The 20,734-nt window shown below is 71.0% G+C and carries 20 protein-coding genes; 14 read left to right on the forward strand and 6 right to left on the reverse strand.

The features are described from left to right. The first annotated feature begins 1 nt into the window (after position 1). The 7 genes from mtrB (at position 2) to ACZZ98_RS13990 (ending at position 7,253) form a co-directional block, all read left to right on the forward strand. Complete coding sequence (gene mtrB / locus ACZZ98_RS13960) at positions 2–1,681, forward strand: MtrAB system histidine kinase MtrB (RefSeq protein WP_463516809.1); 1,680 nt, start codon at positions 2–4, stop codon at positions 1,679–1,681. Beyond that, positions 1,678–2,802 (forward strand): GerMN domain-containing protein, encoded by a 1,125-nt coding sequence (locus ACZZ98_RS13965; RefSeq protein WP_463516810.1) that lies wholly within the window; start codon positions 1,678–1,680, stop codon positions 2,800–2,802. The genes mtrB and ACZZ98_RS13965 overlap by 4 nt, the downstream gene beginning before the upstream one ends. Further along, positions 2,778–3,482, forward strand: coding sequence for an LpqB family beta-propeller domain-containing protein (locus ACZZ98_RS13970; protein ID WP_463516811.1), 705 nt, complete (start codon positions 2,778–2,780; stop codon positions 3,480–3,482). Before ACZZ98_RS13965 ends, ACZZ98_RS13970 begins: the two co-directional genes overlap by 25 nt. A 90-nt stretch (positions 3,483–3,572) precedes the next feature. Next, on the forward strand, positions 3,573–4,325 hold the full coding sequence (locus ACZZ98_RS13975; protein ID WP_463516812.1) for a ComF family protein: 753 nt from the start codon (positions 3,573–3,575) through the stop codon (positions 4,323–4,325). A gap of 102 nt (positions 4,326–4,427) precedes the next feature. Then, entirely contained in the window at positions 4,428–5,120 is a 693-nt protein-coding gene (gene hpf, locus ACZZ98_RS13980; RefSeq protein ID WP_463516813.1) for a ribosome hibernation-promoting factor, HPF/YfiA family, read from the forward strand. A gap of 79 nt (positions 5,121–5,199) precedes the next feature. Continuing rightward, positions 5,200–5,919 (forward strand): response regulator, encoded by a 720-nt coding sequence (locus ACZZ98_RS13985; RefSeq protein ID WP_463516814.1) that lies wholly within the window; start codon positions 5,200–5,202, stop codon positions 5,917–5,919. A 53-nt stretch (positions 5,920–5,972) separates the two neighbouring features. Beyond that, entirely contained in the window at positions 5,973–7,253 is a 1,281-nt protein-coding gene (locus tag ACZZ98_RS13990; RefSeq protein ID WP_463516815.1) for a winged helix-turn-helix domain-containing protein, read from the forward strand. Here the strand turns inward: ACZZ98_RS13990 and ACZZ98_RS13995 are convergent. Further along, a complete protein-coding gene (locus ACZZ98_RS13995; protein WP_463516816.1) occupies positions 7,196–8,308 on the reverse strand; it encodes a GNAT family N-acetyltransferase in 1,113 nt (370 codons plus the stop codon). The genes ACZZ98_RS13990 and ACZZ98_RS13995 overlap by 58 nt on opposite strands. A 181-nt stretch (positions 8,309–8,489) precedes the next feature. Between ACZZ98_RS13995 and secA the strand changes: the two genes are divergently transcribed. After that, on the forward strand, positions 8,490–11,375 hold the full coding sequence (secA, locus tag ACZZ98_RS14000) for a preprotein translocase subunit SecA (protein WP_463516817.1): 2,886 nt from the start codon (positions 8,490–8,492) through the stop codon (positions 11,373–11,375). Between the two features lie 2 nt (positions 11,376–11,377). On the opposite strand, the gene ACZZ98_RS14005 is transcribed toward secA, so the two are convergent. Both ACZZ98_RS14005 and ACZZ98_RS14010 read right to left on the reverse strand, forming a co-directional pair. Continuing rightward, positions 11,378–11,923 (reverse strand): Rv3235 family protein, encoded by a 546-nt coding sequence (locus ACZZ98_RS14005; protein ID WP_463516818.1) that lies wholly within the window; start codon positions 11,921–11,923, stop codon positions 11,378–11,380. After that, positions 11,920–12,699, reverse strand: coding sequence for a LysM peptidoglycan-binding domain-containing protein (locus ACZZ98_RS14010; RefSeq protein ID WP_463516819.1), 780 nt, complete (start codon positions 12,697–12,699; stop codon positions 11,920–11,922). The genes ACZZ98_RS14005 and ACZZ98_RS14010 overlap by 4 nt, the downstream gene beginning before the upstream one ends. Before the next feature lie 129 nt (positions 12,700–12,828). On the opposite strand from ACZZ98_RS14010, the gene ACZZ98_RS14015 reads away from it, so the two are divergent. Continuing rightward, positions 12,829–13,371 (forward strand): hypothetical protein, encoded by a 543-nt coding sequence (locus tag ACZZ98_RS14015; protein WP_463516820.1) that lies wholly within the window; start codon positions 12,829–12,831, stop codon positions 13,369–13,371. A gap of 11 nt (positions 13,372–13,382) precedes the next feature. Here ACZZ98_RS14015 and ACZZ98_RS14020 read toward each other — a convergent pair whose 3' ends face one another. Continuing rightward, positions 13,383–13,595, reverse strand: a complete 213-nt coding sequence (locus tag ACZZ98_RS14020) for a helix-turn-helix domain-containing protein (RefSeq protein ID WP_463516821.1) — start codon at positions 13,593–13,595, stop codon at positions 13,383–13,385. A 220-nt stretch (positions 13,596–13,815) separates the two neighbouring features. Here ACZZ98_RS14020 and ACZZ98_RS14025 point away from each other — a divergent pair, with 220 nt between their 5' ends. The 5 genes from ACZZ98_RS14025 to pruA all read left to right on the forward strand — a co-directional run bounded on the left by ACZZ98_RS14025 (position 13,816) and on the right by pruA (position 19,674). Then, entirely contained in the window at positions 13,816–14,496 is a 681-nt protein-coding gene (locus ACZZ98_RS14025) for a CpaB family protein (protein ID WP_463516822.1), read from the forward strand. Continuing rightward, entirely contained in the window at positions 14,493–15,995 is a 1,503-nt protein-coding gene (locus ACZZ98_RS14030) for an AAA family ATPase (RefSeq protein ID WP_463516823.1), read from the forward strand. Before ACZZ98_RS14025 ends, ACZZ98_RS14030 begins: the two co-directional genes overlap by 4 nt. Before the next feature lie 43 nt (positions 15,996–16,038). Then, a complete protein-coding gene (locus ACZZ98_RS14035) occupies positions 16,039–17,469 on the forward strand; it encodes a WS/DGAT/MGAT family O-acyltransferase (protein ID WP_463516824.1) in 1,431 nt (476 codons plus the stop codon). An 11-nt stretch (positions 17,470–17,480) separates the two neighbouring features. Further along, entirely contained in the window at positions 17,481–17,897 is a 417-nt protein-coding gene (locus ACZZ98_RS14040) for a DUF6912 family protein (RefSeq protein ID WP_463516825.1), read from the forward strand. 148 nt (positions 17,898–18,045) lie between these two features. Continuing rightward, entirely contained in the window at positions 18,046–19,674 is a 1,629-nt protein-coding gene (gene pruA / locus ACZZ98_RS14045; protein WP_463516826.1) for an L-glutamate gamma-semialdehyde dehydrogenase, read from the forward strand. A gap of 3 nt (positions 19,675–19,677) precedes the next feature. On the opposite strand, the gene ACZZ98_RS14050 is transcribed toward pruA, so the two are convergent. Together ACZZ98_RS14050 and ACZZ98_RS14055 are read right to left on the reverse strand one after the other, a co-directional pair. Next, entirely contained in the window at positions 19,678–20,166 is a 489-nt protein-coding gene (locus tag ACZZ98_RS14050; RefSeq protein ID WP_463516827.1) for a DUF2505 domain-containing protein, read from the reverse strand. A 47-nt stretch (positions 20,167–20,213) separates the two neighbouring features. Then, positions 20,214–20,726 carry a hypothetical protein gene (locus ACZZ98_RS14055; protein ID WP_463516828.1) on the reverse strand — a complete coding sequence of 171 codons (513 nt, stop codon included), beginning with the start codon at positions 20,724–20,726 and terminating at the stop codon, positions 20,214–20,216. Positions 20,727–20,734: the final 8 nt, after the last annotated feature.

Below are 20,734 nucleotides of genomic sequence, written 5' to 3' on the forward strand. Positions count from 1 at the left end.
CATGGCGGAGACGCCGACCGCCGCTGCCGGCGCCGGACCGTCACCGTCCCCCACGCTGTCGCGACAGCTCCAACAGCTCGGGGGCACCTCACTGCGCGCCCTGCACCGGCTGGCCCGGGCGATCGTCGCGGCCGCCTCGGCCCTGCTGCGCACCTGGCGTCGCTCCCTCCAGTTCCGGGTCGTCACGACCACCGTGCTGCTGGGTCTCGTCGTCGTCTCCCTGCTCGGCTCCTACCTCTACAACGAGATCGCCACCGGGTTGCAGGACGACAAGATCCGCACGAGCGAGTACGAAGCCAGGGCCCTCACCAACACCGCGCAGCAGCAGTGGGACAACAACGCGGCGACGACCGCCGAGGAGCTCAACATTGCGGCGAAGGACATCATGGGGTCCGTGCTCACCCCACCCGGGCCCGAGCCGTCGCGCTACGTCGTCATGCTGCGCGGCCTGAGGAACAACAACCCGATCGCCCTCAACTCCCTCGAGTCCGGTGGCCTCGGCCTGGCCTCCATCACCGACGAGATCCGCGAGCGCGTCGCGGCCGACCCGACACATCAGCAGAAGATGGTCAGTGACGTCGTCATCGACGGCCAGGAGGTCCCGGCGGTCCTCGTCGGCAGCGGGGTCGAGGTGCCCGGCGCCGGTCGCTACGACCTCTACTACATCTATCCGATGACGCAGGAGCTCAGGACCATGAGCCTGATCTCCACCGCGTTCGGCATCGCCGGCCTCATCCTCACGGTCCTCGTCGGCGCCGTCGCCTGGGTGGTCACCAGACAGGTCGTCTCACCGGTGCGTCGGGCCGCTGAGGTGTCCGAGCGCCTCGCCTCGGGCAAGCTCAACGAACGTATGCCGGCGCGCGGCGAGGACGACCTCGCGCTGCTCGGCACGTCGTTCAACGCGATGGCCGACAGCCTCCAGGCGCAGATCCGCCAGCTCGAGGGACTCAGCCGGGTGCAGCAGCGCTTCGTCTCCGACGTCTCGCACGAGCTGCGCACACCGCTCACGACCATCCGGATGGCCGGCGACCTCCTCTATGACTCCCGCGCCGACTTCTCACCCGTCGTCGGGCGCTCGGCGGAGCTCCTCCAGGGGGAGATCGACCGCTTCGAGTCGTTGTTGTCCGACCTGCTCGAGATCAGCCGCTTCGACGCGGGTGCTGCGGCACTCGACCTGGCTTCGGTCGACCTGCGCGGCACCGTGGCCGCGGTCGTCGACGCAGCCCAGCCCCTGGCCGACCGGCGCGGGTCGACGATCACGGTGCTCGCCTCCGGACCGGTCGAGGCCGACGTCGACGAGCGCCGGGTCGAGCGGATCCTGCGCAACCTCGTCGTCAACGCCATCGAGCACGGCAACGGCAATCCCATCACCGTGCGCCTGCGCGAGGGGGACGGCGCGGTCGCCGTCGTCGTCGAGGACCACGGCGTCGGCCTGCGTCAGGGCGAGGCCTCGATGGTCTTCACCCGCTTCTGGCGTGCCGACCCCGCCCGCGCGCGCACGACAGGCGGCACCGGCCTCGGGCTCGCCATCGCGCTCGAGGACGCCCGCCTGCACAACGGCTGGCTCCAGGCCTGGGGTGAGTCAGGCGTCGGGTCTCGCTTCCGCCTCACGCTGCCGCAGCGTGCGGGCGAGTCCCTGACGTCGTCGCCCCTGGCGCTCTCGCCGGGGGAGCGGAGGTGAGCAACGTCGTGCGACAGGGGGACGCGCGCCGGCCACGTCGTTCGGGTGCTGCCCTCGGCGTCGTGCTGACCCTGGTCGCCGCGGTGCTGGCCGGGTGCAGCGGGAGCGTGGGCGCAGGCAGGGCCGTCGAGCCGGGTCTGGAGGTGCGCGGCGGTGAGGCCCAGCCGGTGCGTGCGTTCTTCCCCGGACCGGCCGAGCAGGCGACGCAGCAGCAGATCGCCGCCGGCTTCGTCCGAGCCGGTGCCGCCAGCGACGGCGACTACGGGACCGCTCGCAGCTTCCTCACCCCGGAGGCGGCCAAGGCCTGGGTGCCCGAGGGTGAGGTGCTGCTCTACTCGACCAGCACGCCGCTCACGGTCACCCCGAAGCCACCCAACGTCGCCATCCTCTCCGGTGGCGTGGAGGGCACCATCGACGTCAACGGCCGCTACGTCAACGCGGCCCCGTCCACGAGTCGCACGGTGGTCTTCGAGTTCGTCCGGGTCAAGGGAGAGTGGCGGATCAGCAAGGTTCCCAAGGACTTCGGTCGGTGGATCACCACCTCCGACCTCGGCAACCTGCTCAAGCCCTACACGCTCCACTACCTCGCCAAGGACCGCCGCGCACTGGTCCCCGACCGGCGCTGGTTCCCGCGTGACCATCTCGCCACGCGACTTGCGCGGGCCCAGCTCGCCGACCCACCGGCATACCTCGCCGGTTCGGTGCGCAACGACATCCCGCGCGGGTCACGGCTCACGGCCGACTCGGTGTCGGTCAACGACGGCATCGCCCGCGTCGAGATCACTGGGAGCGTCCCCACCGACAAGGTGCAACGGGAGAACGTCTGGGCGCAGCTCGTCTCCACCCTGCTTCAGGACTCGCGCGTGCAGGCAGTGACCGTGCGGGTCGGCGACGTCACGCTGGAGCTGCCGGGTGTCGACCTACCCGTGCGCACCGTCCAGCAGGTCGGCTTCCCAGACGCCCCGGCCTCGAGCACCGGACGGCCGGTCGTGCGCCGGGGGACTCCCTCCTCTTCCTCCCCAGCTCGAGCGCGGCCGGCCGCGAGCCCGAGAAGTCGGGCCACGTCGACCTCGCTCGCACGTTCCACTCCCTGGCCATGTCCGCCGACTCCACCGAGATGACCGCCGTCGACCCCGACGGACAGGGGCTCTCGCGCTTCCACGGCACGACCCGCTACGAGATGCCGTTCTTCGGGACCAAGGTCGGCCACCCGGCATACGACACCCGAGGGTTCCTGTGGGCCGGTGGCATCGGGCTCGACGAGGAGTCCGACCTCAGGCTCTGGGCCTTCAACATGGCCGGTGACCCCGCGACCCAGCGCCAGCCGACCGCCAAGGCGGTCGCCGCGGACTGGCTCAAGGCGCGCCGCGTCATCGAGTCCAAGCCCTCTCCCGACGGCTCCCGGGTCGCCATCCTCCACACGGCGCAGGACGGCTCCAAGCCGCAGCTCGACCTGGCCGGGGTCGTCCGTGGTCCGGGAGGGGAGCCGACCCAGCTGGCGGCACCCCAACGCCTCGGCGCCAACCTCGTCGAGGTCGCCGGTCTCGTGTGGCTCTCCGACCTCACGGTGGCGACCCTGGCCCGTCGCGCCGGGTCGACCGAGAAGCGCCGACCCTACGTCATCTCGGTCGATGGTCAGGAGCAGTCCCTCGCCGAGGTGTCGAGGGGCATCGCGATCACATCAGGTGGAGGCGAGCGCGACATCCTCGTGACGACGTCCGACGGCGTCGTGCTGAGTCGAGCAGGTCAGCAGTGGATTTCGCTCGGCCCCGGGACCAACGTCGTCATCCCCGGCCGCTAGTTCGTCCACAGGTCCGTGGACGGGCCAGGCCCGTCCACAGGGCCTCTCCAGCTCCTGGCGCCCGATCACCCTGTGCGACAGGGTCGTTCGATGTTCTCCGACCTGCTCGACCTCATGCTGCCCGCCTCGTGCGCGCTCTGTCACCGTCCCCACGGGCCGTTGTGCCCAGGGTGTCGTGCAGCCGTCGCCGAGTGCCTGCACCCATCGCCGCGGATCGCGCTGCCGTCACCGTGCCCACGCGGTATGCCGCAGTGCTGGGTGTCCGGGGAGGCGAGCGGTGCGCTGCGGGCCGTCGTCACGGCATACAAGGACGAGCAGCGCCGCGACCTGGCGCGACCGCTCTCCGCCTGGCTGGCTCCGGCCCTGGCAGCTGCGACAGGCGGCAACGCAGGCGCGCGCCGGGCACTGCGCGGGCGTGGGCTCGTCGTCGTCCCCGTGCCGGGCTCGCCGCGGGCCCGGCGGCGGCGTGGCGACGTGCCCCTGCGTCCGCTCGTGACCTCGGCTGCAGAGAGCCTGGCCGGTCGGGCGCTCGTCGCCGACGTGCTCGCGCCGACGCGGATCACCCGCGACCAGTCCGCCCTCGACGCCGCGGAGCGTGCCCTCAACCTGGCCGGCGCCATGGTCGTGCGCGAGCGTCACCGACGCGTCGTCGAGGGCGCGGTGTGCGTGGTCGTCGACGACCTCATCACGACGGGAGCAACCCTCGCCGAGGCGTCGCGGGCCCTGCGCGACGCGGGCGCGACGGAGGTCCTGGCCGCAGCCATCGGTGCCACGAGGAGGCGTTTGCCGGTCGACGGACAAACAGACGGTCCTCCACTTGAAAGGGTCTGGGGACAGGTCTAACGTCGGTGCATGAGACGCATCCCGTGGAGGTGGTGCCGCCGCCCTTAGCCCTCGACAGGCGCCTACTGGTAGAGCCAGGCACGTCAATCCTCAGGAGGACTAGTGGACATCGTCGTCACCGGACGTCACACAACCGTCTCGGACCGATTTCGGGAGCACATCGCGGAGAAGCTCGACAAGGTCCAGCAGCTCGCGCCGCGCACGCGCCGGATCGAGGTCGTCATCAGCCACGAAGCGAACCGTCGACAGTCCAAGGCCTGTGACCGCGTGGAGATCACGTGTCACATCAAGGGACCCGTCGTGCGTGCCGAAGCCTGCCAGGAGGACAAGTACGCAGCGCTCGACGTCGCTCTCGAGAAGCTCCTCGAGCGGCTCCGTCGCAAGCACGACCGCACCGTGCGACGTGGACGCCACACGCAGGAGTCGGTGGCGAGCGCCACCGCCTATGTCCCCGACGAGACCGGTCCCGACGACGCCGCAGCACCCGAGGACGACGGGGGACCCTTCGTCGACTCGCCCATCGAGGTGCGCGAGAAGGTCCACACGTCCGCCCCGATGAACCTCGAGCAGGCGCTGCGCGAGATGGAGCTCGTCGGGCACGACTTCTACCTCTTCCACGACACCGAGACCGACAAGGCGAGCGTCGTCTACCGGCGCCGCGGGTGGTCCTACGGTGTGATCCACCTCGACCTCGACGAGTCGGCCCCGCAGACGGCCGAGGACCCCGACGCCATCCTCGTGGATCCCGGTCCTCCCGTCCCTGCCCCTGTCGTCGAGCGCGCTGAGGCCTCCTGACGGCGTGACCTCGTCGCTGTCCCGGACGAGGTTGTCCAATCGTCAGACGGGGGCGGACACGCCGTGTCACGATTGCGTGGTGAGTCCGCCCCCATCTGAGCAGGGATCACGGGCCCCGTCCTCGGGGGAGGCCCGTGACCACCGCATCCGCATCGTCATCGCCGATGACCACGATCTCTACCGTCGTGGCATGCAGGCCGTCATCGGCCTGGAGCCCGACCTGGAGATCGTTGCCGAGGCAGCGTCCGGGATCGAGGCCGTCGAGAAGTGCTTCGAGTTCGACCCCGACGTCGTCCTCCTCGATGTCCGCATGCCCGGCAACAGCGGGATCGAGGCGTGCACGGCGATCAAGGAGAAGGCGCCCCGCACCAAGATCCTGATCCTCACGGCGTCCGACGACGAGTCCGACCTCTTCGCCGCCATCAAGGCCGGCGCGAGTGGCTACCTCCTCAAGGACCTGCCGACCGAGCAGATCGCGCAGTCGGTGCGCATGGCCCACGACGGTCAGTCGATGATCCCGCCGCACATGGCCAGCCAGCTCATCGCCGAGTTCTCCCGGCTGAGCAACGAGCCGCCCAAGGACGCCGCCCCCGGCCCGCGACTCACCGAGCGTGAGCTCGAGGTCCTCGGGCTCGTGGCCCGGGGCAAGGCCAACAAGGAGATCGCGTCCCAGCTGTTCATCAGCGAGAACACGGTCAAGAACCACGTGCGCAACATCCTCGAGAAGCTCCAGCTCCACTCCCGGGTCGAGGCGGCGCTGTATGCCATGCGGCGCAACCTGATCGAGCCCGACGCCTGAGCAGTCCGGCGCCGCGGTGGGCGGCTGTCGGGGGTGGCCGCGATGATGGCCCCATGCGCCTGAGCACTCTCGCCGCCCGCCGGATCGCCCTTGCCGCGCAGGGCTTCGGCGGGTCGCGGCCCGCGCCGTGGACCGCGACCTCGCGCCAGGTGCAGCGCGTCATCGACACGGTCGGCATCATCCAGATCGACAGCGTCAACGTCGTCTCGCGCAGCCACTACCTGCCGTTCTTCTCGCGACTCGGGCCGCACGACAGCGGACTCGTCGACCGGGCGCGCGACCGGGCGCCGCGCCGCCTCGTCGAGTACTGGGCGCACGAGGCCTCCCTCATCCCGCCGGCGACGTGGCCGCTGCTCGACTTCCGCATGCGCCGCGCCCACGACGAGTCCTGGGGCGGCATGCAGAGCGTCAAGCGCGACCACCCCGAGCTCGTCGAGGCCGTTCTGGCCGAGGTCCGGGCGCGCGGCCCGCTGACGAGCCGACAGCTCGAGTCAGCGCTCGCCCACGACCTGCCCCGCGACCGCGACGGGTGGGGGTGGAACTGGTCCCTGGTCAAGAGCGCCCTGGAGCAGCTGTTCTGGGCCGGCGAGGTCAGCTCGTCCGGACGCACGAGCCAGTTCGAACGCCGGTATGCCGTGCCCTCGCGGGTGCTGCCACCTCACCTGCGCGAGCTGGCGGAGTCCCCGGCTGCCCGGCCGCCGGACGACGAGGCGTTCGTCGAGCTCATCCGCATCGCCGCCCGGGCCCACGGGGTCGGCACCGAGCAGTGCCTGCGCGACTACTTCCGGCTCAAGCCCGAGCAGGCTCGACCGGCGATCGAGGCCCTGGTGTCGGCGGGGGAGCTGGAGCCGGTGGCGATCGAGGGATGGAAGCGGGCGGCATACCTGCACGTGGGTGCACGGCGACCACGGCGGATCTCGGCACGGGCGCTGCTGTCACCGTTCGACTCGCTGGTGTGGCAGCGGGACCGGACGTCTGCGCTCTTCGGGTTCGACTACCGGCTCGAGATCTACGTGCCGCAGGAGAAGCGGGTCCACGGCTACTACGTGCTGCCCTTCCTGCTCGGCGAGGACCTCGTCGGCCGGGTCGACCTCAAGGCCGACCGTGCGGCTGGGCGGCTCCTCGCCCGCAAGGTGTCCTGGGAACCCGGGCGCGGCCACACTGACGACGTGCGTGAGCTCCACGAGGAGCTCGAGCTGATGGCGGACTGGCTCGGCCTCGGCGCCGGACCGACCTTCGACCCCGTGCCCCGCCCCGAACTCACCCCCGTGGACGGTCAGGGTCGCAGCAGCTCCCAGTGGTCGGCCGGGCCGATGGACCCGTCCGGTGCCTGAGCCGCCGCCTCGTGGCCCCATCTGGTGAAACCGACCGACGTCAGGATCGCGTTGCTCGCTGCGTTGTCGGCCGCGGTCTCGGCGACAAGGCGGCGCAGTCCCAGCCCGCCGTCGTCCGTCGACGCGAAGGCGTGCCCGACAGCAAGTCGCGCTGCCGTGCGAGCCGCACCCCGGCCACGGGCGCGGGGGTAGAGGAAGTAGCCGAGCTCGGCCGTGTGACTTCCGGCCAGCGCACCGTCGTGGACGAAGACGAGGACCTCGCCGAGCGCGACGTCGGTGTCGGCGTCGGCGATGCACCAGTTGGAGCCCACGCCTCTGGCCATGTTGAGGCGCCTTCGGGTGAGCCAGTCGTCCCAGGTGTCGGCGGTCGGAACAGCCCGCGGGGGGATGAAGTGCGGGGGGTGGCTCGGCTCCTCGACGCTCTCGACGTCGTCGTCGCGCCACTGACGCAGCCGGATTCCGTCGGCCTCGAGAGGCGGAGGCTTGATCCAGGCCGTGCGTGGCTCCGTGGCGTCGTTGCGTCCGATCGTCGCGAACCACGCGTCGACGAGGCCGCCGTCGCCGTGGGCGACGTGTTCCGGGAGAGTCGTGAGGAACTCGAAGCCGGCGGCGCGCGCCACCGCCCACGACGCGAAGTTGCCGCGCTCGGCATACCAGTCGACCCGCTTGCCGTCGGCATCGAACCAGTACTGGTTGACCAGCCTGACCGCACGCGCCATGAGGCCACGCCCCCGGCCCTCGGGGTGGAGCCCGAAGCCGAGCTCGGCGCGACCGGCCGCGCGCGGGCGCAGGTCGATCGAGCCGAGGAAGCGGCCCTGGGCGTCGGCGACCTCCTCGATGGCCCAGACCTGGTCACCCCCGCCGTCCCAGCCCTTCGCGATCTCCCCGATCCACTCGCGCCCCATGTCCGCGGTGTAGCCGCGCGGCACCTGGGTCCACCGCAGGCTGTCGGGGTCGATGCACTGCTCGACGATGCGGTCGACGTCGTGCTCGGTGTGGGCGCGAAGGCGCACGACACCATCGGTGAGGATCGGGACGGAGTCCGGGAACGGCATACCCGAATGTCATCACAGTGCTCGCGCACCCGGAACCGAATTAACCGACCCCCTCGTTGGGGACCGTGGAGTGCTGCATCAGGTGCAGCCCGTCACGCAGGGCTCGACTACCCTTGGCAGGTCTCGTCGAGTGTCAGCGGGGCATGCCGAGCGAGACTATGTGCAACGAGGAGTCCCACCCGTGGTGAAGATCATGGAAAAGCTGCTGCGCGCCGGTGAAGGCCGGATCGTCAAGAAGCTCGAGAACGTCGCCGACCAGATCAACGCGATCGAGGACGACTTCGTCGCCATGAGCGACGACGAGCTGCGCGGCATGACCGACGAGTTCCGCGCCCGCCTCGCCGACGGTGAGACCCTCGACGACATCCTCCCCGAGGCCTTCGCCGCGGTCCGCGAAGCGGGCAAGCGCACCCTCGGCAAGCGACACTTCGACGTCCAGCTCATGGGAGGCGCCGCCCTGCACCTGGGCAACGTCGCCGAGATGAAGACCGGTGAGGGCAAGACCCTCGTCGCGACCCTGCCCTCCTACCTCAACGCGATCGAGGGCAAGGGCGTCCACGTCATCACGGTCAACGACTACCTGGCCGAGTACCAGGCCGAGCTCATGGGCCGCGTCCACCGCGCCCTGGGCCTCGAGACCGGCTGCATCCTGGCCAACATGACGCCTGACCAGCGCCGCGCCGAGTACGCCAAGGACATCACCTACGGCACCAACAACGAGTTCGGCTTCGACTACCTGCGCGACAACATGGCCTGGTCGACCGACGAGCTCGTGCAGCGTGGCCACAACTTCGCCATCGTCGACGAGGTCGACTCGATCCTCATCGACGAGGCCCGCACGCCGCTCATCATCTCGGGGCCGGCCGACCAGCCGACGAAGTGGTACGGCGAGTTCGCCAAGGCCGTCATGCACCTCGAGCGCGGCGAGGGCGCCGACCAGCTGCGTGGCATCGAGGCGCGCGGCGACTACGAGGTCGACGAGAAGAAGAAGACCGTCGGCGTGCTCGAGCCCGGCATCGAGAAGATCGAGGACTACCTCGGCATCGACAACCTCTACGAGTCCTCCAACACTCCCCTCATCGGCTACCTCAACAACGCGATCAAGGCCAAGGAGCTCTTCACCCGCGACAAGGACTACGTCGTCATGGACGGCGAGGTCCTCATCGTCGACGAGCACACCGGTCGCATCCTCAAGGGCCGCCGCTACAACGAGGGCATGCACCAGGCGATCGAGGCCAAGGAGGGCGTGACGATCCAGAACGAGAACCAGACGCTCGCCACGATCACCCTCCAGAACTACTTCCGCATGTACGACAAGCTCTCGGGCATGACGGGTACGGCCATGACCGAGGCCGCCGAGCTCAACTCGATCTACAAGCTCGGCGTCGTCCCGATCCGCACGAACCGCCCCATGGTGCGCAAGGACCAGGCCGACCTCGTCTACCGCACCGAGGAGGCGAAGTACGCCGCGGTCGTGGACGACATCGCCGAGCGCCACGAGCAGGGGCAGCCGGTCCTGGTCGGCACCGTGAGCGTCGAGAAGAGCGAGCTCCTCTCCGAGCAGCTGCGTCGCCGGGGGATCAGGCACGAGGTGCTCAACGCCAAGCACCACGAGCGTGAGGCCGCGATCGTCGCCGACGCCGGACGCAAGGGCGCCGTCACCGTCGCCACCAACATGGCCGGTCGAGGCACCGACATCATGCTCGGCGGCAACCCCGAGTTCATGGCCGTCGCCGCGCTCAAGGACCGCGGCCTGGACCCGGTCGAGACCCCCGACGAGTACGAAGCCGCATGGGAGGCCGCGCTCGAGGCCGCCGAGGCCAAGGTCGCGTCCGAGCACGAGGAGGTCGCCGAGACCGGCGGTCTCTACGTCCTCGGCACCGAGCGCCACGAGTCGCGCCGCATCGACAACCAGCTGCGTGGTCGTTCCGGACGCCAGGGCGACCCCGGCGAGTCCCGCTTCTACCTCTCCCTCCAGGACCACCTCATGCGGCTGTTCAACGCCGGCATGGTCGAGCGGGTCATGAGCACCGCCGGCATGGAGGACGACACCCCCATCGAGTCCAAGATGGTCTCGCGCTCCATCGCCTCGGCCCAGAGCCAGGTCGAGGCGCAGAACTTCGAGATCCGCAAGAACGTGCTCAAGTACGACGACGTCCTCAACCGCCAGCGCACCGTCATCTATGACGAGCGCCGGCGTGTCCTCGAGGGCGAGGACCTGCACGAGCAGATGCGCTTCTTCGTCAACGACGTCGTCGGTGGCTACGTCGACGCCGAGACCGCCGCAGGCTTCCCGGAGGACTGGGACCTCGACCGCCTGTGGACCGCCATCCGCGCGCTCTACCCGATCTCGCTCAGCAAGGAGCAGGTCATCGAGGCCGCGGGCGGTGTGTCGGGCCTGCGCAGCGAGAGCCTCAAGGAAGAGCTGCTCTCCGACGCCCACCACGCCTACGACCAGCGCGAGGAGCTCCTCGGCAGCGAGGTCATGCGTGAGGTCGAGCGCCGCGTCATGCTCTCGGTCCTCGACCGCAAGTGGCGTGAGCACCTCTACGAGATGGACTACCTCCAGGAGGGCATCGGCCTGCGGGCCATGGCCCAGCGCGACCCGCTCGTCGAGTACCAGCGCGAAGGCTTCCAGCTCTGGGAGGCCATGAACGAGTCGGTCAAGGAGGAGGCCGTCGGGCTGCTGTTCCACGTCGACGTCCAGGTCGACCAGCCGGCACCCGAGGTCGCGGCGGCACCGCAGCACGTGTCCGACATGTTCGGTGGGCTCGCGGCTGGCGGGGACTCAGCCGCGGCGCCGGCGTCCGAGCAGCCGCACGTCGAGGTGGCCGGTGTCGGCATCGAGCGGCCGCGCCAACCGGCCCAGCTGCACTACACGGCTCCGTCCGAGACCGGTGAGGTCGAGGAGCGCGACGTGGCGTTGCGCGCCGGAAGCAACGGCGGTTCGGCTGGAGGTGGGCGCGACGGTCTCACGGCGGACCAGCTGGCGAACACCCCCAAGAACGCGTCCTGCCCCTGTGGCTCGGGCAAGAAGTTCAAGATGTGCCACGGCCAGAGCGCCTGAGCTCACCCGATCTGGAGGGCCTCGACGCGCCAGCGTCCGTCCTGTCCGGTGAGGCGCAACGCCATCGCCCGCACCCGTTCCCCCTCGCTGACGACGACGCTGCACTCGGCGACGCCGTCGTCCGGCTCGCAAACGTGCACGGACCTGACGATCGCGCGCTGGGCGACGGCTCGCGACCGTGACGCCCGCCGACGGGCGGCAAGGGCTCCGCGACGGGCGATCACGGCATACACCTGAGGGGTCGTCCACCGGACGACCTGGGGGGCCGGCCGCAGTCCGGACATGACCTCGACGATCGCCTGTGCGATCTGGCCGGCCCACGGGCCCGGGTCCGGCAGGTCGACGCGCGAGGTGCTCTGCGGGCCGAAGATCTGCTCGTCGCTCGCGTGCGCGAGGTCGACCGCGAGAGAGTCCTGGACGTATGCCGGGTGGCCCAGCTCGTCGACCGACCGCCGCATGGCCTCGGCCAGGGGAATGGCGGGTGGGCGCTGCGTGGCGGGGGAGAGGACCTTCACGGACCGCAAGTGGGACGTCGTCGTCGGGCTCATCGGTGCACACTCGCTGTCTCGTCGGTGTCGGGGGCACGCAGGATCTGGCCGGGAAGGATGAGGTCGGGGTCGTCCCCGATGAGGTCACGGTTGTGGGCGAACCACTCGGGCCAGGCCGCTGCGATCTCGGCGTCGGAGGCCTGCGGGCCGAGGTGACGCGCGGCGATCGACCAGAGGGTGTCGCCCCGGTGGACGACGACCTCGTGGCCCACGGCTGGACCCGGTCGCCCGCCGATGAGGCCGGCGTCGGGCTGGGGGCGCACGCGGGGGGCGGCGGGCGTGAAGCCCGGGGCCGGGGGTGTGGGCGCGGGTCGGGTGGCCGGCGTGAAGCCGGTTGCGGCCGCGACGGGACCGAACCCGGGATCCGGCACAGGAAGGTGGGGCACGAAGCCCGGGTCCGCGACGGAGGCGACGGTGCTGGAGGGCCGAGGGTGCGCCACGGCCTGGGTGGGGCCTCCTGCGACGCCCACTCCCACGCCGAGCACGAACGCCGCGACGCGACGCGCGAGGACGGGCGTCAGCCGATCGGACCACACCTGCGCGAGGCGCCCGACGCGTCCCGGCAGGCGCGCCAGGAGCTCGAGCACGGTGCCCAGCCCGAGCCAGGCCACGATGGCCAGGGCGAACGAGGCGGCTGCCAGGGCGAGCAGCTCGTCGCTGGTAGCAGGGCCGGGGGCAGTGACGTCGGCGTGGGCCGAGAGCCAGGCCCGGGTGAGGAGCCACACGGCGGCACCGCCGGCGACGAGGGACCCCACCGCCACCACCGTGCGAACCATGAGATGCGTCGTGGGCCCCTTTCGAGGGCGTTTGATGCTGTTTGATGCGCTTTGCATGTGATTGACCGTATTTCATCCCGCTTGATGACGCAACAGGACGTGTGAGGCGGGGCGCTCTACGCTCCGGGCATGAGGTGGGACCAGCTCTTCGACGACCTCGAGGCGCAGCTCGGGGCGGAGGAGCGGCGAGAGCGCGACTCCGAGGTGGCCGACCGGACCCGGCGCGAGCGGGCCAGCGTCGAGCTCGGCGCTCGCCTGGCGGCAGCGGTCGGCGCCGTGCTGCGGTTGCGGCTGCGCTCGGGGCTGCAGGTGCAGGGGGAGCTGCTGGACCTGGGCGAGGACTGGCTCCTCGTGCAGGTCCAGAACGGTCGTCAGGCCGTCGTCCCCCTCGCCTCGGTCACGGGTGTGGCCGGCCTACCGGTGCGTGCCTCGGCGGCGCGCACGGCCCGGCGCTTCGCGCTCGGCTATGCGCTTCGTGGGTTGTCGCGCGACCGTGCTGCCGTGGCCGTCACCGACACCAGTGGGCACGTGCTCACCGGAACCATCGACGTCGTCGGGGCGGACTCGCTCGACCTGGCGGAGCACGAGATCGGGGACAGCCGACGCGCCGAGAACCTCAGGGGTCGCCAGACGATCCCGTTCTGGGCCGTCGTGCTCGTCGAGGCACGCTGAGCCTTGAGGGCTCAGTCGTCTCCCTGGGTGCGGACGAAGTCCCGGGTCTGGGAGTACATCCGCTGGATGTAGTCCTCGAGGGCGGTGGTCTCCACGCGCCACTGACCGCGGCCACCGACCTTGATCGCGGGGAGGTCTCCGGAGCGCACCAGCGCGTAGGCCTGCGCCGAGGAGATGTCGAGGATCTCGGACACCTCGGTGAGCGGGATGAACCGCTTGGCCACGGGCTGGCTCCTCTCGTCGTCTGCGACGCACAGTCTGCCACGCGCAGCAGGCCACCCCGGGGCACTCCTCCACAGCCTCCACCCGGACCGTGCGGTTGTCCACAGGGCTCCGCCCTCCCCGCGCGGCGTGCGCGGATCTGCGTCAGAATCACTGCGGGGGATGAGCGCGGCGACCCCCGACGATGTCCGGCCGCCGAGTTCACACGACACGGAGCACGCGATGAGTGACCTGCCCACGCCCACCGCCCAACGACTGCGCAAGCCGTCGTGGCGCGACAGCCGCCTCCTCATCGGGCTCCTGCTCGTCCTCGCCTCGACCGCCATCGGTGCCTTCGCCATGAGCCGGGCCGACGACCGGGTGCCGATGTATGCCGCGAAGGCGGGTCTCATGGCCGGCCAGCCGCTCACCGCCGAGGACGTCACCCGGGTGGACGTGCAGCTCGGCGAGGCGGGCACGGACTACCTGAGCGCAGAGGGCGGCCTGCCGCCGACGTACTTCGTGCTGCGCGAGGTCCGCGCCGGCGAGCTCATCCCGCAGAGTGCCGTCGGCCCTCGTGACCGGGCCACGGCCCAGCCGGTCGCCCTCCAGGTGGACGCCACGTCGGCGGCCACGCTCCAGACCGGGTCCGTCGTCGACGTCTACGTCAACCGCCCGGCTGCCTCCGCCAAGGGCCCCGTGGGCTCGGCCACCTTCGCCGGACCCAACCTCGCCCTCGAGGGTGTGACCGTCGTCGGACTCTCGAGCGAGGACAGCGTCATGGGTGGAGGGACGGGCGACACCCGGCCCGTCCAGGTCATGGTGCCCAAGGACGAGGTGCAGCAGCTCGTCGGCGACGTCGACCTGGGCGCCAAGATCACCCTCGTGGCGGTCCCGGGCGCCGTGGCGCCGAAGACGTCATGACCACCGCTGTCATCACCGGGGTCTCGCACCATCACGAGCAGGAGCTCGTCACCAGGATCGAGGACGCCTCCGGGGTGAGCGTCGTGCGTCGGTGCGCTGACGTCGCCGAGCTCATGTCCACCGGCGCCTCGGGCATCGCCGACGTCGCCATCGTCTCGGCCGACTTCCGAGGGCTCGACCGCGACGCCCTGCGTCATCTCGCCGGGCACGGTGTCCGGGTCGCGGGCTTCGTCACCACGGGCGATGACGCGGGCGAGGCGCGGCTTCGTCAGCTCGGCGTCAACACCCTGGTCCGACCCGGCGCCGACCCTGAGGAGCTGGCCCGCACCGTCATCGACCTGGCCGAGGGCGGCGACCGTTCGGCACGGGCCGGAGGACCCCGACCCAGCAGCGCGACGAGCGTCAGTGACGCCGACCTCGCCCGCTGGCTCGAGGATCCGACGAGCGCGCCCGGTCCCCGCCGGGACCCCGACTCGGACCCCGACACCGGCACGGCTGATGGGGCCGCCACCACACGGGACGGTGTCGACCCGATGGCCCCGGCCGACTCGGCCGCCTCGGCCGCCTCGGGCGGCTCGGCCCCACTCGACTCCACCGACGCTGGAGAGACCGACCTCGGTGAGCCCCGAAGTGCCCGCGTCACCGCCGTCTGGGGCCCGGCAGGTGCGCCCGGCCGCACCACGATCGCCGTCACCCTCGCCGCCGACCTCGCCTCCCGTGGCATCCGCACCCTGCTGGTCGACCTCGACACGTGGGGGGCCAGCGTCGCCCAGGCGCTCGCGCTGATCGACGAGGCGCCCGGAGTCGCCGCCGCCGCCCGGGCCTCCGAGCAGGGGACGCTCGACCGGGCCTCACTCTCTCGCGTCGCGCCCGAGGTGAGCTCCGGGCTCAGGGTGCTCACCGGCATACCCAAGCCCGAGAGGTGGCCCGAGCTGCGAGCCGCGGCGGTCGAGGACGTCCTCGAGAAGTCGCGCGGTCTCGTCGACCACGTCGTCGTCGACTGCGGGTTCTCCATCGAGGACGACGAGGAGCTGAGCTACGACACGGCCGCTCCGCGCCGCAACGCGACCACGCTCACCGCGCTGGAGACCAGCGACAGCCTCGTCGTCGTCGGTGGCGCCGACCCCATCGGTCTGCAGCGGCTCGTCAGGGCCGTGCAGGACGTCGGCGTCGTGCCCTCACCCCCGCCGGTCATCGTCGTCAACAAGGTGCGGGCCTCCGCTGCCGGAGCGCGGCCCGAGCGGGCGATCAGCGACGTGCTCGGCCGGTTCGCCGGACTCGAGGAGCCGATCTTCGTGCCGTGGGCTCCCGACGAGTGCGACGCGGCCCTGCTTGCCGGCCGCAGCCTCGTCGAGTCCGCGCCGACCGCGCCGGTGACCCGGGCAGTGGCGCGCATCGTCGACGTCGTGCGTCCCGACCTCGCCCCGGCGGCCGAGACCCGGGTGGGCCGGGCCAGGGCACGCACCCGGTTCGGACGAGGAACACGTCGGCCCGGGTGAGAGTTCGGCCGGGTCGCGCGATGCGATCTGCGAGCATGGGGCCGTGTCCGACCGTCTGAGCCCCCTCGACAGCAGCTTCCTCGCGCTCGAGGAAGCGGCCACTCCGATGCACACCGGTTCGGTGATGGTCTTCGATGCGCCCCCGGAGGGGTTCGACTACGACCGGCTCGTCGGCATCATCGAGCGGCGCATCGCCTACGTCCCGCGATACCGCCAGCGGGTGCGCTCCGTGCCCGGCCGCATCGCCAACCCGGTGTGGGTCGACGACGAGCGCTTCGACGTGACCTACCACGTGCGGCGCTCCGCCCTGCCCCGACCCGGCGGTGACGAGCAGCTCGAGGAGCTCATCGCCCGCATCCAGCCGCGTCCGCTCGACCGCAGCCGTCCGTTGTGGGAGGTCTACCTCGTCGAGGGCCTCGCCGACGACCGGTTCGCCATCATCACCAAGACCCATCAGGCGCTGGTCGATGGTGTCCACGCGGTCGACATCGCCCACCTCATCCTCGAGGACTCCGACACGCCCAGCTCCGAGAGCATCGACGACACGTGGCGTCCCAGCCGCGAACCCTCCCTGACCGAGCTCGTCGTGAGTGCGCTCGCCGACTCCGTGCGCACTCCGAGCCAGGTGGTCGACACGGTCCAGTCGGGCATCACCGACGTCAAGGCCACGACCGGTCGCCTCCTCGGCGCAGCAGGGGCGGTGGTCTCGACCCTGGCCCGCGCCTCGGCAAGCCCCGCCCCCACGTCACCGCTCAACGCCACCGTGGGGCGCTCCCGCCGTTTCGTCATGGTCGGCACCGACCTCGACGACCACAAGAAGATCCGGTCCCGCCTCACCAAGGGTGCCTTCGCCGACGACGTCACGATCAACGACGTCGTGCTCGCCACGGTCACCGGCGCCTTCCGCACCTGGCTCATGACGCGCGGCGAGAGCGTGCACGGCGGGACGACCGTGCGCGCGATGGTTCCCGTGAGCGTGCACGGCGACGACAGCGAGCTCTCGCCCGGCCGCCAGCTCGCCGCCTGCTTCGTCGACCTGCCCGTGGGTGAGCCGGGCGCCTCCATGCGCCTGCACCAGATCGCCTTCGCGATGCGCCAGCAGATGGAGGCCGGTCGGGCGGTCGACGCCGACACCCTCTCCGGGCTCGGGGGATTCGCGCCGCCGACGATGCACACCCTCGCCGCACGTCTCGGTGGTGCCATGTCGCGCCGCCTCTACAACGTCGCCGTCACCAACGTGCCCGGCCCGCAGCACCCCCTCTTCGTGGCGGGGGCCCAGATGGCCTCGACCTACCCGGTCATGCCGCTCGGGCAGTCCAAGGCGTTGTCGATCGGGGTCACGTCCTACGACGGCGGCGTCTACTACGGGCTCTACGCCGATCGAGATGCCCTCCCCGACGTCGACGTGCTCGGCCAGTCGATCGTCGACGCCCTCCAGGAGCTGCTCGAGGCCCCTCGCTCCAGGGCTCGCTGAAAGGAACCGTCGTGCCCCTCGTCCGCGTCTACGTCCCGCTCGACCCTGCCTCGCTCGCGGCTTTGCGCCGCAACGGTGAGGTCGGACCCGCTCCCGTCGCAGCCCACGCAGCCCTCACGCCCCCGGCACGTCCCGGCCTCGGCAACGACGACGAGGAGCGTGAGTATGCCGCGTGGTCGGCTGCCGCAGCCGACGCTGCCGACCGTGCACCCGACGGTGGTCGGCGGGTTATCGCCTCGGCCGACGTCGACGCCGCCGTGGTCCATCACGGAGCGAGCGATGACACCGTCGTGGAGCTCGACACGGTGATCGCCCTCCCGCGCATCGCCTCGTTCCACATCGACGAGGAGCCGGGCGGCGACGTCTCGGACCTGCTCTGGTACGACGTCACCGAGCTCGACGACGTCATCGCCCTCCTCGGCAGCTGACCGCCCCGACGTTCGCACCGTCTGCGCTGGTGGTCGCTGGAGCAGCCATCGGCGCAGACCTCAGCGGCCGGGAGGGGGCACGTCGCGCGGGGTGCAGCGTGCGACCATGGGAAGGCCCCAGACACCCATGGAATCGAGGAAACCACCGATGGACGCTGTGACCCAGGTCCCCGCCCCGACCAACGAGCCGGTCCGCGACTACGCCCCCGGCAGCCCGGAGCGCGCTGCTCTGGAGATCGCGCTCGCCGAGGTCGGCGGCACCACGTGGGACCTGCCGCACACCATCGGCGGCAAGCGGGTCGAGGGCAACGGCAAGAGGATCAAGGTCGTCCAGCCGCACGCCCACGCACAGGTCCTCGGCACGATCCGCGACGCCACCAAGGCTGACGCGCGAGCCGCCGTCGACGCCGCCCAGGCCGCAGCCCCCGCGTGGCGCGACATGTCGTTCGACGACCGCGCCTCGATCCTGCTCAAGGCCGCCGACCTCCTGGCCGGCCCTTGGCGAGCCAAGGTCAACGCCGCGACGATGCTGGGACAGAGCAAGACGGCATACCAGGCAGAGATCGACGCGGCCTGCGAGCTCATCGACTTCTGGCGCTACAACGTGCACTTCGCCCGTCAGATCCTCCAGGAGCAGCCCCCGGCCAACGCGCCCGGCATCTGGAACCGCACGGACTACCGCTCGCTCGAGGGCTTCGTCTATGCCATCACTCCGTTCAACTTCACCGCCATCGCCGGCAACCTCCCGACTGCACCGGCGCTCATGGGCAACACCGTCGTCTGGAAGGCGTCGCACACCCAGGCGCTCGCGGCGCAGTTCGTCCTCGAGGTCCTCGAGGAGGCCGGTATGCCGCCGGGCGTCATCAACCTCGTGACCGGTCACGGCACCGAGGTCTCGGACGTCGTCCTCAAGCACCCCGAGTTCGCCGGGCTGCACTTCACCGGCTCGACCCGGGTCTTCCAGCAGCTATGGCAGGAGATCGGGTCCAACCTCACGACCTACCGCCACTACCCGCGCATCGTCGGTGAGACCGGCGGCAAGGACTTCATCCTGGCCCACCCGAGCGCCGACCCCGACGTCGTCCGCACGGCCATGATCCGCGGCGCGTTCGAGTACCAGGGCCAGAAGTGCTCGGCGGCCTCGCGCGCGTTCATCCCGCGCAGCGTCTGGAAGGTCATCAAGAACGACCTGGTCGGCCTGACCGAGGGTCTCACCGTCGGCAACGTGACCGACCTGTCCAACTTCATGGGCGCCGTCATCGACGACCGTGCGTTCGCCAAGCACAAGGCTGCGATCGACCGGGCCAAGGCGACGAGCGGCATCGACGTCGTCGCCGGCGGGACCTATGACGACTCCGAGGGCTACTTCGTCCGACCGACGATCATGGTCGGCGAGGACCCGCACGACGAGATCTTCACGACCGAGTACTTCGGCCCGCTGCTCTCGGTCCACGTCTACCCGGACCGCCAGTTCGACAAGGTCATGGACATCATCGACAGCGCCTCGGCCTACGCCCTGACCGGCTCGGTCATCGCACAGGACCGCGCGGCCGTGGCCAAGGCGTCACACCGCCTGCGGTTCGCCGCCGGCAACTTCTATGTCAACGACAAGCCCACGGGCGCGGTCGTGGGCCAGCAGCCGTTCGGTGGCGGGCGCGCGTCCGGCACCAACGACAAGGCCGGCTCGGCGCAGAACCTCCTGCGCTGGACGAGCCCGCGCTCCATCAAGGAGACGTTCGTGCCGCCGAAGGCCCACCCCTACCCGCACATGGGCTGAGGCTCAGCTGACGCGCTGGCGGAGGAGGTCGGTCTCGGTCCTCGCCGCCAGCGCCAGCGGGTCCGAGGCCGCCCTCTCGAGCTTGCCGCCGATGAGCGGCACGCTCACCCGAAGGTCGCCATCGATCAGCTGAACGCTGCCAGAAGCGGTGGGGGACAAGCGGACCGTCCCTTTGAGGGTCATCGGGGCACCCTTGATCTGCACCTGGAGGTCGGCGGTCCGACTGCCGTCAGCGGCGCGGGGTCCCCACTCCTGCAGCTCGGCGATCGTGAGTGTCGGCCCCACGAAGGTCTTGGCGATGTCGGGGAGGTCATCGGTCGGCAGGACGCGCTCGCTCGTGATCCTCGTCGTGTCGGCCGTCGTCGACACGTGCGACGTCCAGTCACCGGTCGTCGTCGCCTCGCACTTGGCGTTCTGGAAGTCCGCAGAGCTCATGACTTCCCAGACCTCGTCGACGCTGGCGGGGTACTCGGCTCGATGGGTGAACTTCACCTGGGTCTCCTCATGTGGCGGATCCCGATCCTCTCACCGGCCGCCCCTCAGCGAAGGCGGAGGTCGGTCGCGATCTCGTCGAGCTCACGCGTCGAGGTGGCCAGCTCCGCCAGCAGCCGGTCGCGGCGACGCCGGTGCTGCGCCCCCAGCCCGTCGAGCTCCGCCTGCAGCGTGCCCACCAGGGCCGAGCGGTCGATGGTCGCCTCCAGGTCGGCCTCGCCCGTCACCCCCCACCCGAGACGCACCTGTCCGTTCTCGATGACCAGGCCGGCCAGGTCTGCGGCGTCGACCACCCGGCGAGCGCGAGCCTGCAACGCACTCAGCTCCGCGGCATACCCCTGCAGTGCAGTGCCCACGACGTCGGCCTGACGGCCGGCCTCGGCGAGGGCCGCCATGGACCGTTGCCCCTCCTTGCGGGTGCGCACCGACGTCGACGTGCCCCAGACGTCCTTGAGGGACAGGTATGCCGTCGTGCCGCTTGCGCTCGCCCGGGCCAGGTCGCGCGCTGACTGACGGGCGGCCGTGCCGGCCGCTGCGAGGGACCCCGGGTCGCCGGGCACCGAGCTCC

This window comes from Knoellia sp. AC549, assembly GCF_979258975.1.

Excerpts from the sequence above, each read along its gene's own strand:
- mtrB (WP_463516809.1), top strand. The coding sequence starts at position 2 with ATGGCGGAGACGCCGACCGCCGCTGCCGGCGCCGGACCGTCACCGTCC.
- ACZZ98_RS13970 (WP_463516811.1), top strand. The coding sequence starts at position 2,778 with ATGTCCGCCGACTCCACCGAGATGACCGCCGTCGACCCCGACGGACAG.
- ACZZ98_RS13975 (WP_463516812.1), top strand. The coding sequence starts at position 3,573 with ATGTTCTCCGACCTGCTCGACCTCATGCTGCCCGCCTCGTGCGCGCTC.
- ACZZ98_RS13990 (WP_463516815.1), top strand. The coding sequence starts at position 5,973 with ATGCGCCTGAGCACTCTCGCCGCCCGCCGGATCGCCCTTGCCGCGCAG.
- ACZZ98_RS13995 (WP_463516816.1), bottom strand. The coding sequence starts at position 8,308 with ATGCCGTTCCCGGACTCCGTCCCGATCCTCACCGATGGTGTCGTGCGC.
- ACZZ98_RS14005 (WP_463516818.1), bottom strand. The coding sequence starts at position 11,923 with ATGAGCCCGACGACGACGTCCCACTTGCGGTCCGTGAAGGTCCTCTCC.
- ACZZ98_RS14010 (WP_463516819.1), bottom strand. The coding sequence starts at position 12,699 with ATGGTTCGCACGGTGGTGGCGGTGGGGTCCCTCGTCGCCGGCGGTGCC.
- ACZZ98_RS14015 (WP_463516820.1), top strand. The coding sequence starts at position 12,829 with ATGAGGTGGGACCAGCTCTTCGACGACCTCGAGGCGCAGCTCGGGGCG.
- ACZZ98_RS14025 (WP_463516822.1), top strand. The coding sequence starts at position 13,816 with ATGAGTGACCTGCCCACGCCCACCGCCCAACGACTGCGCAAGCCGTCG.
- ACZZ98_RS14030 (WP_463516823.1), top strand. The coding sequence starts at position 14,493 with ATGACCACCGCTGTCATCACCGGGGTCTCGCACCATCACGAGCAGGAG.
- pruA (WP_463516826.1), top strand. The coding sequence starts at position 18,046 with ATGGACGCTGTGACCCAGGTCCCCGCCCCGACCAACGAGCCGGTCCGC.